Source organism: Microbacterium sp. LMI13-1-1.1, from assembly GCF_040815625.1.
GTDB classification, from domain to species: Bacteria; Actinomycetota; Actinomycetes; order Actinomycetales; family Microbacteriaceae; genus Microbacterium; species Microbacterium forte.
In genome coordinates, this window is record NZ_JBFPNL010000005.1 from 987,850 (window position 1) to 1,001,026 (window position 13,177).

The window sequence follows — 13,177 nt, forward strand, 5'->3', positions numbered from 1 at the left end:
CGGCGACCATTCGGCTCCGGATGCTCTCACATCCGCTCTCCGATGGGCCGAACAAGGGTGGCCCGTCTTCCCGCTGAGGCCAGGAGACAAACCCCCCGCGATCGCGAACCCGCACCCGAAGGGCTCGAAGGAGCGCGCGCCAGTGCGGCAAGCTCGGGCACGGGGTATCAGACGCTAGCCGTGACCCTGAGAAGATCCGCCGGATGTTCGCCGGGCGACCCGACGCCAACATCGGCGGGCGCGACAAAGCGGTCCTCGGTCAGATCGACCTGATGGATGTCGGCGCTGGGCTCACGGTCGATCTTCACGAGGACAGGCGGGCCACGATCTACATGCTCCACGCGGTCAAGGTGGCTTACGGGAGCGGTGGGGTCTCGTACGCCTGGGTCACACGCGACGAGCAGCTGACCACAGAGCCGAACGTGGTGATCGCGGAAGCGACCGAGCCTGTGACCACGGCAACCCGGGAGGCGGCGGACTTCTGCAAGCTTGCTTTCGATCTGGCGGCGGCTTTGCGGCCGTCTAGTCGGCGCGATGGAACGTTTCGTCGTGGATTTTCCAAAGGAGGGACAGATTCCCCCGGAGTCTGGAAAAGCTGTCGAAGAAGCCTGTATCGCCAGCGTCCAGTGCGACGTGCATCGCAAGGTAAAACAGCCCCACGCCACGCGAGTAGATGTTCTCCTCGCTGTGGCGCTCAGGACGTGATTCCCGGTGGTCTGACGTGATCCAATTGGTCGCGAACTCTGCAATCGCTTCCGAGTCACCATGGAGAGCATCGGAGACGTCATCGGTGGACGTGAATCCGGCACGGACAAGATGTCGGGCCAGCGCGTCGGCGTACCTCTTGGATGGCCTGTTCACCAGATGGGCCCCCGGGCGAGAGGTGATGTCCTCGTCGATGCGCCGCAAGTCGTCATTGTTCTCCACGAGGAACGCCACTGCGGCAGCGTCGATAGACACAGCGCCTCCGCGCTGCATCTCCTTGCTGACCTGCTCGTGGTGTTCCTCTAGAGCGTTCGCAATGGCGTCAAACTCGCTATCCGCGATTTCTAGTAGCCCGGCAAGGCGTGCGAAACGCCTTTGCACTTGCGCCGGGATGATGGACGTCGCCTTATACCCCAAGTCGTGTTCGATCTCGGCCCACGCATGCTGCAGGATCGATCGAACTTGGATTTCGAACTCTTTGTCGGCGTATGGCCCCCACTCGGGCAGGGCAGCGCGAGTCGAGTCAAGTTTTGCTACGAGATGGAACGAGCGATATCCGAATCTGTCTGCGTCGAGTTGCGATTGCTTGTCGAGCGATCGCTCCTCGTCCACAGCGAACTGGCTGCGAACGGCGGCTACCACTGCAGCGACATCACTGGCGAGGTGGGTGATGACCCTCAAGCCGAGAAAGTCGTGGAGGTCTGCGCACGTCGCGTACTTCTCCGGGTTACCAGCAAGCTTTGCTTCCGTGCTCGCCTCAGTCTTCACCCGGTGCTTGATGCTGTGGACAGTGATGCCTTTGGAAGCGACGACGTCTTGGATGAGCGCCTCCACTTTGACGCCCATCGGAGCCATGAGCCCAGAGTGTTTCGTGTACTCGTCGTGGGAGTTGCCGTCGCTCATGATCAGAGGCTATCGCGAGCGGTTTCGATCAAGGACGTCCGTTCTGCTTCCGGCTGGCTCTCCTTCGACCGCAGGGCCTCGCACCCCGCTCCGGGCGGTCCCAGTACCCGTGAGTTCACGGGAGACCTCTCCGTACTCTGCCCTCTGTCCCGCCCCGCGCTGAGCGCGCACCGGTCTGGAGAGTGCTTCCCGGCGAGGATATATTGGCCCTACGGAATCGTTCCGGAAATCGTCGTGTCCTGGGGAGCGATATGAGAGGCGTTGCCGTCGTCGCCGGTGGGCTGCTGCTCCTCGGCGGAACGGTGCTCATCGCTGTCGCCGATCAGCAGCGCGTGGAGGCGCTCGCCGAGGCGAGGGCGGCCGTCGTCGAGGCCGAAGAGCGGCTCGACGCCGCTCACGAGGTGAACCTGCGCCTCGCGGGGCAGCTGACCACGCTGCGCACGGCCATCGCCGAACAGGAGACGCTCCTCTCCGACACCTCGGGTCTGCTGCCATGAGGGGATCTCTGTGATCCGACGGGTCCTCTCTGTCGCCATGGTCGCCGCGCTGATGCTGGGTGCGGGCGTCGTCGCTCGCGCCGTCGCTCTCGACGAAGACAGGGCGGCCGTGATCGCCGAGCTGCAGTCGCTTGCGCAGTCGACTCGGACGGCGCAGATGCGCACCGACCATCTCGAAGGGTCGATCGCGATCGCCGAGAAGGACACCGCTGCGCGCGCCGCCGTGCTCGAGGTACGGCCAGCGTTCGTCGCTGAGATCACCGCGCTGAGAGTGGCGATGGAGGGAGCAGACGGCAAGATCGACACCTCGGCGCACCGGGCGGCCGCGATGTCGGCGCAGGAGTCGGTCCTCGCCGAGCGGAAGAACCCGGCAACGGTCATCGCCGCCACCGCCACCGTGCATGCGCTCATCGACAGGGTGGGGCAGGACATCGGCAGCTGGGAGGCCGCGCAGTACGCGGCGCCGTCGGGCCCGGCCTGGTCGTCGAGCGGGCCGGATGGATTCGCGCGGGTGCGCGCCGCCCTCGACCGGGTCGGAGGAGGGGGCGTCGGCCTCTACGAATCGGCCTCATGTGCGGGAGGCACCGCGCCGGCGTGCGCGAACAGCAGCGGCTACATCAAGTACCGCGCCGACATCGTGGACTGGAACGTCGACCGGCTGAACTGGGCGATGGCGCACGAGCTGGCCCACATCTATCAGTTCCGGGTCTGGGGCGCCCTGACCTCGTCGGACGTCTACTACTCGTCCTTCGGCGGCGACCCCGAGTTCCTCGCCAACTGCATGGCGGTCGTGCGCGGCTACCCCGGGTCCATCGGGTGCGACAGCGAGCAGCAGTCGTGGGCGTCGGGGATCTGGGTCGGCGCGGTCCGCTGAGTCAGGCGATCGGGGTGGTCGTGTCGATGGCCTCGCGCAGAGGGCCCCGTATGACCCGCCAGTAGCCCGTCGGTGCGAGGCGTGCGAGAACATCGATCAGCCGCGCCTCCCTGCCGACCATCGTCCGCGCGCGTCGACGCTCTGTCGCCTGCACGATCAGCGCGGCGGCATCCATCGGCTCGGTGTGATACATCGCTGCCTGCGCCGCCGCGGCGCGCGCGGCGACCGCCGGATCGATCGCGGCCGCATATCTTCCGTGCAGGATGATGCCCGTGCGCACGCCGGCGGGGTAGACCGCACCGACCGTCACCGAGGTGCCCTCGAGTTCGTGTCGCAGCGCCTCGGAGAACCCGCGCACCGCGAACTTGCTCAGGGAGTACGGGATGCGTCCGGCGGGCGCGGCCAGCGCGTACACGCTCGCAAGGTGCGAGATGTGCGCAGCGGGTGCCGCACGCAGGGCGGGCAGCAGCGCCTTCGTGATCGACACCGTTCCCCAGAGGTTCACATCGGTCAGCCAGCGCATCTCCTCCATGGTCAGCTGTTCGAGATCTCCGAGCATCGACGAGCCCGCGCACGTGATCAGAGCGTTCACGCGCGGATGCGCTGCGGTGATCTCGTCGGCCGCGGCGAAGACGGCGTCGTCGTCGCGCAGATCGACGATGTGCGTGGTGACGGTGGAACCGCCGAGTTCGGCGGCGAGGGCCGCGAGCCCCTCGGCGTTGTGGTCGATGAGCGCCAGATGCACGCGTCGGCGCGCGAGCAGGCGGGCGATGTCGGCGCCCATCCCACTCGCAGCGCCGGTGATGACCGTCGTGCTTCCGGTGAGCGTGAGACGCTTCATTGCACCCCTCCTGGCGGCGATCGGAGGAGCAGCCGGTCGCGGAGCAGGTCGCGGAGACCCGATTCCGATCCATTCTGGCCCACTGCAACCGAGAGCGATACCGGTACGCTCGAAGCAAGGAGGTAGCGGTGGGACGAACTGCAGATGCCATCGCAGAAGGCGTCGCGATCGCGACCGCTGCGGCGCGCCTCGCCGTGAAGAATCACATCCTCATCGGCACGATCGCCGAGAACGGCGTCTTCGACACGGACAAGTACATCGCCGATGCGCGCGAAGCGCTGCGGGCGATGGCTGAAGAGTCCGAAGAGGTCGAGCGCAACATGACCGAGTTGCGCAAGCGCGCTCGCGGGCGTCACTCCGACCCCTCGGGAACCCACGACTACCGGGACCGCGACGTGCGCAACCTGCGTCGGCGGGCCAAGCAGTCGCACGGGGTCGCGACCAAGCTGCGCGACATGATGGAGGACGAGGCCGCGTTGCGCGTCATCGTCGAAGAGGCCCGCGAGGGCGCCTGGGCCGATGTGCGGCACAACCTCGATCGTCGACTGCGTGTCGAGGGCATGCGGCCCGATCAGGATCCCGATTACGAGCGCATGCGCGAGGCACGGATGCAGGCGCTGCGCCTCGTCGATCTGCAGGCTCTGTCGTCTCTGCAGCGCGCGAAGGCCAAGCGCAAGAAGAAGCAGAACACGCCCGACGGTGACGAGTGAGCCCTCGTTTCGCTTTCGTGTCGCGTCTGTTGTAGGCTGTTCTACGGCCCGCTGAGCGGTCCAGGAGCGCCCGTAGCTCAATGGATAGAGCATCTGACTACGGATCAGAAGGTTAGGGGTTCGAGTCCCTTCGGGCGCACATCAGCTGAAACCCCCGTCGCGAAAGCGGCGGGGGTTTTGCGTTGCGTGCCGGGCGAGAGTGCTCGGGTCAGTCCCGACGCCACATCTCGCCGAGGGTGGACGTGCGGGGGAGAAGGCGCGGTTCCAGGGTCACGCTCCGTGCCCGAGCCCCCGGGTGTGCGATGCGCTCCAGCAGAAGGTCGGCGGCGACGGCACCCATCTCCTCGCCGGGCTGGCTCACGGTGCTGATCGGGATCGCGCTCTCGGATGCGAAGTGGTTGTTGTCGTAGCCCGTGATCGCGATGTCGCCCGGCACCGAGAATCCGGGCACCTCGTTGAGGATCTGGATCAGTCCGATCGCCACGAGGTCGGATGCCGCGACGATGGCGTCGTAGGTTCCCGCGCCGCGTGTGAGGATCTGCCGACCGGCATCCCGTCCGTGGCGGATGTTCACGCCCCGGGTCTCGAGGATCTCGATGGTCGCCTCGGGGTGGGCGGCCGTGGCCTGCTCCGCCCCTTCCCAGCGCTGGTTGACCGCTGTCAGGAAACGAGGGCCGCCGACGAACAGCAGCCGCCGGCGCCCGAGGGCGATCAGGTGCGACGCGGCCAGTGCGCCTCCGTGGCGCTCGTCCACGGTGACTCCGGGGTAGGCGAGCGAGGGTGACTCGAAGTTGACCAGGACGGTCGGGGTGGTGCGGTTCTCCGGATGCGGCGACTTCGCGAGCGCCGTGTCGAGAGGGGCGAGGATGATGCCGGCCACCCGCGAACGATCGAGGAGCTCGAGGTTGTGCACCTCGCGTTCGGGGTCGACGTCGGAGTTGACGATCAGGACGTCCATCTTGTGGCGGCGCAGCGCACGCTCGGCTCCACGGGCGATATCGACGAAGAACGAGTTGCCGAGGTCGGCGAGCACCAGGCCGACCGACGTGCTGTTGCCCGCGGCGAGCGAACGTGCGGCGTCGTTGCGGACGAACCCGAGCTCGGCGATGGAGGAGAGCACCTTGCGCCGCGTGGCTTCGCGCACCTTCTCGGGGTTGTTGAGGGTGTTCGAGACCGTGCCGAGCGCGACACCGGCGTGGGCCGCGACGTCCGCCATGCTGGGCTTCGATCGCCCGGAAGGGGGAGTGTCGGTCACGTCTTCCTCCTCGGCATCCTCGCCATGACCTGGCTCTTCAACTCTAGAGCATGTCAATTCATGAAGCGCTTCATTTCTGATCGGTAACAGTCTTGACACGCCCTTTTTTTGTATGGCATGGTGTGAATGAAGCGCTTCAAAAGAGGCGTCGCTCTTCAAGGAGGAACAGTGACCACAGCAACGAGGCGCGCCCGTCGCCTTGCCCCCGCAATCGCGCTCATCGGTGTCGGTGCACTCGCGCTCTCGGCTTGCTCGGGCAGCTCCGGAGGATCCGGATCGGAATCCGGCGCCGGAGACGGAGAGTTCACCTACCTCGGCCAGACCGAGAACACCACGATCATCACCACGCTGGAGACCCTCGCGGGTGACCAGTGCAAGGCCGCAGCCGACGCCGCACCGCTGAAGTCGGACGACATCTCTGGCACCCAGTGGGACCAGCAGCTCCAGCTGCTCGCCAGCCAGGATGGTCTGTCCGACATGCAGATGGCCGCGGGAACTCCTGCGCTCATGTCGGAGTTCATCGACGGCGGCAAGGTGCTCGACCTCTCGAAGGCTCTCGACGATCTGGGCGTCTCGGATCGACTGGTTCCCGCGGCCGAGTCGACCGTCAAGGCGCTCTACGGCGATGGTGCGCTCTATGCGCTGCCGACGGAGTTCAACATCGAGGGCTTCTGGTACAACAAGGAGCTCCTCGAGGCGAATGACGTCGAGGTGCCCGAGACCTGGGACGACCTCGTCGAGGCTGCGTCCACGCTCAGCGACGCGGGCGTGCAGCCGTTCGCCACCGCCGGGAAGGACGGCTGGCCGGTCACCCGACTGGTCGGCGACTACATCTTCCGCACGCTCGGCCCCGACGCCCTGCAGAAGGTCGCCGACGGCGACGCCAAGCTGACCGACCCCGAGTACGTCGAAGCTGCCGACGCGGTCGCCGAGCTCGGCAAGGCCGGGTACTTCGGCGACGCGGTCGGCTCGATCGACTACAACGCCTCGATGAACCTGTTCCTATCGGGCAAGGCCGCGTTCTATTACATGGGCAGCTGGGTCCTCGCGAACTTCAACGATGAGGCGCAGAACCAGATCGGCGCCGACAACATCGGCTTCGCGCGGTTCCCCGAGGTCGAGGGCGGCGCAGGCAGCATCGACCAGATCCCGGCCAATGTCGGCATCCCGGTGATGCTCGCCGAGAAGAACTACGACGACGAGTCGGCCGCCTGGCTGAAGTGCATCGCCGAGGGCTACGGCGACACCGCGCTCAACGACAGCGGAGTGGTCTCGGGCTTCGTGGTCGACAACCCGCCGGCCGACCTGCCCCCGACGACCCAGATGGTGCAGGAGGAGATCGCGAACGCTCCGTCCAGCGTGCTCTGGTTCGAGGCGCTCTTCACGCCCAAGGCCACCGGCATCAGCCAGAACAACGGTGCAGGCCTCGCCAACGGCAGCCTCTCCGGCGAAGAGTTCATGAAGCTCGTCCAGGCAGCCAACGACGAAGGCTGACCCACTCCCGGGGCGGGCGCCGCTCGCCCCGGGACCGTCGTCGTCGCATCAGGAGATCCACCATGCACAAAGTCCTCGGTGACAAGCGCGCCATCTTCGTCCTTCTCGGACCCGCGCTGCTCGTCTACTCGCTCGTCATGCTCGTCCCAATCGTGTGGTCGCTGTTCTACACGGTGCAGGACGGCAACCCCATCACCGGCTTCACCTTCAACGGGTTCGCCAACTTCACGAAGTTCTTCCAGGACCCGGCCGCCTGGGACGCGATCTTCTTCACGCTGAAGTACGCCCTCATCCTCACGGCGCTGCAGGTGATCGTGGGGTACCTGCTCTCCCTGATGTACGTGTTCTGGCTCCGCAAGGGGTCGGGCATCATCCGCACGATCGTGTTCTTCCCCGTGGTGCTGCCCACGGTGGCGGTCGCACTCTTGTTCCAGCGCCTGTTCGAGGCGGCGCCGACCGTCGGTCCGGTGAACTCGTTCCTCGGCATCCTCGGCGTGCAGAACCTCGACTGGTTCGGCACCCCCGACGCATCGTTCTGGGTCATCATCGCGATGGACCTCTGGAGGTCCATGGGCTTCTATGCCGTGCTTCTCTACGCCGGCCTCGTCGACATCCCCGATGAGCTCATCGAATCGGCGCGCATCGACGGCGCATCCGGATGGAAGCTCATCCGCACGATCATCCTTCCGCTGTCGCTGCCCGTGCTGCTGTCGTCGATCATCTTCAGCATCAACGGCACGCTCAAGGTGTTCGACACCGTCGTCGCCTTGACCAACGGCGGGCCGGGCAACGCGACCACACCGCTGACCCTGTACATGTTCCGCACCTCGTTCGCCTACGGCGACTACGGGTACGGCAGCACCATCGCCCTCATGCTGACGATCCTGTGCCTGCTGTTCACGGTCTTCATCTTCCGCTCCACCCGCCGCGATCTGACGAAGGACTGAACCAGTGAGTGCGACAACCGCCATCGTCACGGGCACGCCGCTGCCCACCCGCCGCGACGTCGACCCGAACCGCCGGGGAGCCCGCGACTTCTTGCGCCGGCTACCGATCCGGCTGCTCATCGCCGTGCTGCTCATCATCGAGATCTACCCGATCCTGTGGATGATCCTCGGGTCGTTCAAGACGCAGAACGAGTTCCTCAACGAGCCGTTCTGGGCTCTGCCGCAGTCGTGGGACATCGTGAACTACATCGAGGTGTTCACCACGGGTGAGTTCGGCAAGTACATCGTCAACAGCGTGATCGCGGTGTTCCCGTCGCTGGCGATCATCCTCGTCTTCGGCACGGCCGCCGGCTTCGCGCTCGAGGTGATGGTGTGGAAGGGCCGCGGCACCGTCCTGCTGCTGTTCCTCGCGGGCATCATGGTGCCCGCGCAGATGATCCTCCTGCCGCTGTTCACCATCTACTTCCGCACGAACATGACCGGCACGCTCTGGCCGCTCATCATCACGTATGTGGCGTTGGGGATGCCGTTGACGGTGTTCATGATGGCGACGTTCTTCCGTTCGGTGCCGCGGGAGATCTTCGAGGCGTCGACCCTCGACGGAGCCTCGATCTTCCGCTCCTTCTTCTCCATCGGGCTCCCGCTGGTCAAGAACGCCCTCTTCACGATCGGTCTGGTGCAGTTCTTCTTCCTCTGGAACGACCTGCTGATCGCCCTGACGTTCACCAACAGCAGCGACCTGCGCACGATCCAGGTCGGGCTGCTCAACTTCACCGGAGAGTACGGAGCGGTGCAGTACGGACCGACCTTCGCCGCGATCTCGGTCAACGTGCTCGGAACACTGCTGATCTACGTGTTCCTCAACCAGCAGGTCATGAAGGGCCTGACCGCAGGATCGGTGAAGGGCTGACATGACGAACATCATCGAGATCTGGTTGGAGAACCGACGCGGCGGCAAGACGGTCGGGATCGGAGAGGTCGAGCCGCGGATCTCCTTCGTGGCGGATGCAGCGGCCCCGGCGTTCGAGCTGGAGTTCACCCCCGACGGCGGCGCCCCCCGCGTCGTGCGGGCGACCACGACGCAGCGCGTGGCGTGGCCGTTCGCGCCGCTCGCTCCGCGCGACGGAGGCGAGCTTCGTATCCGCGCCGTCGATTCGGAGGTGTGGAGTGAGCCCGTCAGGATCGAGGCCGGCCTCGGCGATGACTGGCAGGTCGACTTCGTGTCGCCGTCGGTCGCCGCCGCCCGCGATGCGCCCCGCCCGGCCTACCTGATGCGCGCGGTGATCGCGGAAGGCGCCCTGCCCGATGACATCGTCAGAGCGCGGGTCTACTCGACCGCCCACGGCGTCTACGAGCTCGAGGTCAACGGCGAACGCGTCGGTGACGACGTGCTCGCCCCCGGGTGGACGAGCTACAGCCACCGCCTCCGCTATCAGACGCACGATGTGACGGCGGCGCTCCGCAGCGGCGAGAACGTCATCGGCGCCTGGCTGGCCGACGGCTGGTACCGCGGTCACATCGGGTTCGACGGCGGGGTGTGGGACATCTACGGATCGGACGTCGCGCTGCTCGCGCAGCTCGAGGTCACCACGGCTGACGGCTCCCACCACCGGGTGCCCCTCGAGTGGAGCACGTCTGTGTCGCCGATCACCTCGGTCGGTCTCTATGAGGGCGAGACCTTCGATGCGCGGCTCACGGACGACGGATGGTCGACCCCCGGTCACGACGCCTCCGGCTGGTCTCCGGCGGCCGTGCTCGCCCGGTCCGACTTCCCCGCGGCGATCGAGCCGCCGACGGCCCTGCCGGTGCAGGAGACTGCGGCGCTGCGACCCGTCTCAATCACGCGCCAGCCGAGCGGACGCATCCGACTCGACTTCGGACAGAACATCTCGGGTGTGCTGCGCATCAAGGTGCGGGCGGAAGCGGGGCACACTGTGCGACTGCACCATGCAGAGGTCATCGAGAACGGTGAGCTCGGCACCCGTCCGCTGCGCGCAGCGACGTCGGTCGACACCTACATCTCCTCGGGGGGCGGTGAGGAGACCTACACGCCGAGGTTCACGATCCACGGCTTCCAGTACGCCGAGCTCGAGAACTGGCCCGGCGAGCTCCGTGAGGGCGACGTCGAGGCCGTCGTGATCCACACCGGCATGCGTCGCACCGGCTGGTTCGAGTCCTCGAACGACGGACTCGACAAGCTGCACTCGAACGTCGTGTGGAGCATGCGCGACAACTTTGTCGACCTGCCGACCGACTGCCCGCAACGTGACGAGCGGGTGGGGTGGACCGGTGACATCCAGGTCTTCGCCCCGACCGCGCTCCGGCTGTTCGCGGCCCACGGCACCCTCACCGGCTGGCTGCGCGACCTCGCGTTCGAACAGCACGATCAGGGACACGTGCCCAACTTCGTTCCGTGGGTCGAGTGCGGCTTCCCGAACTTCCCCACGGCTGCCTGGGGTGACGCGGCCGTGATCGTCCCATGGGAGTTGTACCGCAACGACGGCGACCTGCAGATCCTCGCCGACCAGTATGCGAGCATGCGCGCCTGGGTCGACCTCGTCGGCGACCTCACCGGGCACTCGGGGCTGTGGAACACCGGCTTCCAGCTGGGCGACTGGCTCGACCCGACCGCGCCGCCCGAGGACCCCGGCAAGTCGCACACCGACAAGTACCTGGTGGCGACGGCGTATCACGTGCGCACGGCTCGGATCCTGGCCGATACGGCGACGCTGCTCGGCGAGGAATCGGATGCCGCGCACTACCGCACGGTCGCCGAGCGTGCCGCGCGCGCCTTTCAGAACGAGTTCCTCAGCGACACCGGTCGAGTGGTCAGCGACACCCCGACCTCGATCGCCGTCGCGCTCGTGTTCGAGCTCTTCGAGAACGAGGAACAAGTGCGGCGAGCCGGTGCTCGACTGCAGGAGCTGGTGGGAGCCGGCGGGTTCCACATCTCGACGGGTTTCGTCGGGACCCCGATCATCTGCGATGCACTGGTGCGCGCCGGCAGCATGGACTACGCGTACCACCTGCTGCTGCAGGACGAGCTTCCGTCGTGGCTGTATCCGGTCAGCATGGGTGCGACGACGATCTGGGAGCGGTGGGACAGCATGCTGCCCGACGGATCGATCAACCCCGGCGACATGACATCGTTCAATCACTACGCGCTGGGAGCCGTCGCAGACTTCCTGCATCGCGCGGTCGCCGGGCTCGCCGCTGACGCACCCGGGTGGGAGCGCATCCGCTTCGAGCCGCGGCCGGGCGGTGGGCTCGAGCATGCGGGTGCGCGGTACGACAGTGTGAGAGGCGCAGCGGCGATCTCCTGGCGACGAGACGGCGAGAGCCTGTCGATCGAGGTCGAGGTGCCCGCGGCATCCACAGGCGTTCTGGTGCTGCCCGGATCCGCGGAGGAGATCCCCGTCGGACCGGGTCGTCATTCGTTCACCACGACCTTCCGAGCGGTGGCCGACGACCCCGAGCGTCCGTTCTTCGGGTGGCGCAGGCCGGAGCCCGTTCTCGAGACCGAGGGAGCATCATGACGCAGCAGTACATCCGGCCTGGGCAGGTGTGGCTCGACACGAAGGGCGAGCGGATCCACGCCCACGGCGGCTCTGTCCTCACGGTCGACGGCGTGCACTACTGGTACGGAGAGAACAAGGAGTTCTCGACTCCCGGCAGCGGGATCTGGCACTGGGGCGTGCGCTGCTACTCGTCGACGGATCTCGTCAACTGGGATGACCGTGGCGTGATCATCCCACCCGACGAGGACGACGAGTCCTCGCCGCTGCATCCGTCGCAGGGCCTCGATCGTCCGCACATCATCTTCCATGCGGAGACGGGCAAATTCGTGTGCTGGGTGAAGGTGATGACCAAGGGATCGGTGCAGCGCTCGACGGTGCTCACCGCCGACAGCATCCTGGGTCCGTACGAGATCCAGCGCACCTGGCTGCGCCCGCTCGACATGAGCGCAGGGGACTTCGATCTGGTCGTCGACCCGCACGACGGTAAGGGCTACTACTACTTCGAGCGCGTGCACTCCGAGATGATCTGCGCCGATCTGACCAGTGACTACACCGACGTCACGGGATACTACTCGACGCATTTCCCACAGCCGCAGCCCCCGTTCGTGCGGGAGGCGCCGGCGCACTTCCAGCGCGGCGGGCTGCACTATCTGCTGACCTCCGGGACGACCGGGTACTACCCGAACCCCTCGGAGTCAGCCGTGGCGCGCAGCTATCACGGCCCGTTCGAGGTGCTCGGCGACCTGCATCCGAGCGATGAGTCCCGCACATCGTTCCATTCGCAGATCTCGTCGGTGTTCCGGCACCCGGGCAAGAAGGATCTCTACATCGCGATCGCCGATCGCTGGCTTCCGCGTTACCTCGACCATGGCGACCGAGCTCGTCAGGCCTTCATCGAGCATTTCGCACCGGGCAGAGACGGCGACGAGCCGATGGAGGAGTTCGCCTACGTCGACACCTCGATCGCCGACTACGTCTGGCTGCCGATCCGATTCGACGGCGACCGACCGGTCGTCGAGTGGCGCGAGGAGTGGTCGCCCGACGAGTACGAGGACGCCTGACCGGATCCTTCGCGCAGGCCTGTGATCGCCGAGTTCCGACGGGTGCCTCCGCGGCCGACCCCACTCGATAGGCTCGTGCCCATGACGCTTCCCGAGCAGGCCCAGAACAATCGGGTGTGGCATGTCGCGGGCCTAGTATGCGGCGTGTTGGCGATCTTGTCGTCGTTCGTGGTGCCGAGCGGCGTCGTGGGCTACCTCGTCGCGATCGCGATCGCCGCGACCGCTGTGCTGATCGGACACGCATCGGTTCGGCGGCGCGGTGCGTTCCGCGCTGCGGCCATCACGGGTCTCGTGCTCGCCTACCTGGGGCTGATCGTGTCGGTCGGTCTGCTGGTGGTCCGGCTCACCCGCATGTTCACCGCCTGACTCGCC

The 13,177-nt window shown here is 66.5% G+C and carries 13 protein-coding genes and 1 tRNA gene; 10 read left to right on the forward strand and 4 right to left on the reverse strand.

The features are described from left to right. Nucleotides 1-167 precede the first annotated feature (167 nt). Together MRBLMI13_RS11555 and MRBLMI13_RS11560 are read right to left on the reverse strand one after the other, a co-directional pair. Nucleotides 168-308: a hypothetical protein gene (locus MRBLMI13_RS11555; RefSeq protein ID WP_367822643.1), complete on the reverse strand. Its 141-nt coding sequence runs from the start codon at nt 306-308 to the stop codon at nt 168-170. Between the two features lie 214 nt (nt 309-522). Beyond that, complete coding sequence (locus MRBLMI13_RS11560) at nt 523-1,608, reverse strand: GTP pyrophosphokinase (protein ID WP_367822645.1); 1,086 nt, start codon at nt 1,606-1,608, stop codon at nt 523-525. A 251-nt stretch (nt 1,609-1,859) separates the two neighbouring features. On the opposite strand from MRBLMI13_RS11560, the gene MRBLMI13_RS11565 reads away from it, so the two are divergent. Both MRBLMI13_RS11565 and MRBLMI13_RS11570 read left to right on the forward strand, forming a co-directional pair. Further along, the gene (locus tag MRBLMI13_RS11565) at nt 1,860-2,105 is read left to right on the forward strand and encodes a hypothetical protein (protein WP_042537114.1); all 246 of its coding nucleotides are present in this window, start codon (nt 1,860-1,862) and stop codon (nt 2,103-2,105) included. Between the two features lie 10 nt (nt 2,106-2,115). After that, nucleotides 2,116-2,979: a hypothetical protein gene (locus MRBLMI13_RS11570; protein WP_367822647.1), complete on the forward strand. Its 864-nt coding sequence runs from the start codon at nt 2,116-2,118 to the stop codon at nt 2,977-2,979. A gap of 1 nt (nt 2,980) precedes the next feature. On the opposite strand, the gene MRBLMI13_RS11575 is transcribed toward MRBLMI13_RS11570, so the two are convergent. Further along, nucleotides 2,981-3,820: an SDR family NAD(P)-dependent oxidoreductase gene (locus MRBLMI13_RS11575; RefSeq protein WP_367822649.1), complete on the reverse strand. Its 840-nt coding sequence runs from the start codon at nt 3,818-3,820 to the stop codon at nt 2,981-2,983. Between the two features lie 128 nt (nt 3,821-3,948). On the opposite strand from MRBLMI13_RS11575, the gene MRBLMI13_RS11580 reads away from it, so the two are divergent. Together MRBLMI13_RS11580 and MRBLMI13_RS11585 are read left to right on the forward strand one after the other, a co-directional pair. Continuing rightward, nucleotides 3,949-4,530: an asparagine synthase gene (locus MRBLMI13_RS11580; protein WP_311259009.1), complete on the forward strand. Its 582-nt coding sequence runs from the start codon at nt 3,949-3,951 to the stop codon at nt 4,528-4,530. 66 nt (nt 4,531-4,596) lie between these two features. Beyond that, a tRNA-Arg gene (locus tag MRBLMI13_RS11585) sits at nt 4,597-4,669 on the forward strand. 69 nt (nt 4,670-4,738) lie between these two features. On the opposite strand, the gene MRBLMI13_RS11590 is transcribed toward MRBLMI13_RS11585, so the two are convergent. Continuing rightward, nucleotides 4,739-5,785 carry a LacI family DNA-binding transcriptional regulator gene (locus MRBLMI13_RS11590; RefSeq protein WP_367822651.1) on the reverse strand — a complete coding sequence of 349 codons (1,047 nt, stop codon included), beginning with the start codon at nt 5,783-5,785 and terminating at the stop codon, nt 4,739-4,741. Nucleotides 5,786-5,953: 168 nt separating this feature from the next. Between MRBLMI13_RS11590 and MRBLMI13_RS11595 the strand changes: the two genes are divergently transcribed. The 6 genes from MRBLMI13_RS11595 to MRBLMI13_RS11620 all read left to right on the forward strand — a co-directional run bounded on the left by MRBLMI13_RS11595 (nt 5,954) and on the right by MRBLMI13_RS11620 (nt 13,171). Next, nucleotides 5,954-7,279: an extracellular solute-binding protein gene (locus MRBLMI13_RS11595; RefSeq protein ID WP_367822653.1), complete on the forward strand. Its 1,326-nt coding sequence runs from the start codon at nt 5,954-5,956 to the stop codon at nt 7,277-7,279. A gap of 62 nt (nt 7,280-7,341) precedes the next feature. Further along, nucleotides 7,342-8,226 carry a carbohydrate ABC transporter permease gene (locus tag MRBLMI13_RS11600; protein ID WP_056375625.1) on the forward strand — a complete coding sequence of 295 codons (885 nt, stop codon included), beginning with the start codon at nt 7,342-7,344 and terminating at the stop codon, nt 8,224-8,226. Between the two features lie 4 nt (nt 8,227-8,230). Then, entirely contained in the window at nt 8,231-9,136 is a 906-nt protein-coding gene (locus MRBLMI13_RS11605; protein WP_367822656.1) for a carbohydrate ABC transporter permease, read from the forward strand. A gap of 1 nt (nt 9,137) precedes the next feature. Continuing rightward, nucleotides 9,138-11,762, forward strand: coding sequence for a family 78 glycoside hydrolase catalytic domain (locus MRBLMI13_RS11610; protein WP_367822658.1), 2,625 nt, complete (start codon nt 9,138-9,140; stop codon nt 11,760-11,762). After that, nucleotides 11,759-12,805 carry a family 43 glycosylhydrolase gene (locus MRBLMI13_RS11615; protein ID WP_367822660.1) on the forward strand — a complete coding sequence of 349 codons (1,047 nt, stop codon included), beginning with the start codon at nt 11,759-11,761 and terminating at the stop codon, nt 12,803-12,805. Before MRBLMI13_RS11610 ends, MRBLMI13_RS11615 begins: the two co-directional genes overlap by 4 nt. An 81-nt stretch (nt 12,806-12,886) precedes the next feature. Then, on the forward strand, nt 12,887-13,171 hold the full coding sequence (locus tag MRBLMI13_RS11620) for a hypothetical protein (protein WP_367822662.1): 285 nt from the start codon (nt 12,887-12,889) through the stop codon (nt 13,169-13,171). Nucleotides 13,172-13,177: the final 6 nt, after the last annotated feature.

What these genes read in the sequence shown, in the direction of transcription:
- MRBLMI13_RS11610 (WP_367822658.1), top strand. Translation starts at nt 9,138, where the DNA reads ATGACGAACATCATCGAGATCTGGTTGGAGAACCGACGCGGCGGCAAG.
- MRBLMI13_RS11575 (WP_367822649.1), bottom strand. Translation starts at nt 3,820, where the DNA reads ATGAAGCGTCTCACGCTCACCGGAAGCACGACGGTCATCACCGGCGCT.
- MRBLMI13_RS11565 (WP_042537114.1), top strand. Translation starts at nt 1,860, where the DNA reads ATGAGAGGCGTTGCCGTCGTCGCCGGTGGGCTGCTGCTCCTCGGCGGA.
- MRBLMI13_RS11560 (WP_367822645.1), bottom strand. Translation starts at nt 1,608, where the DNA reads ATGAGCGACGGCAACTCCCACGACGAGTACACGAAACACTCTGGGCTC.
- MRBLMI13_RS11620 (WP_367822662.1), top strand. Translation starts at nt 12,887, where the DNA reads ATGACGCTTCCCGAGCAGGCCCAGAACAATCGGGTGTGGCATGTCGCG.
- MRBLMI13_RS11600 (WP_056375625.1), top strand. Translation starts at nt 7,342, where the DNA reads ATGCACAAAGTCCTCGGTGACAAGCGCGCCATCTTCGTCCTTCTCGGA.
- MRBLMI13_RS11615 (WP_367822660.1), top strand. Translation starts at nt 11,759, where the DNA reads ATGACGCAGCAGTACATCCGGCCTGGGCAGGTGTGGCTCGACACGAAG.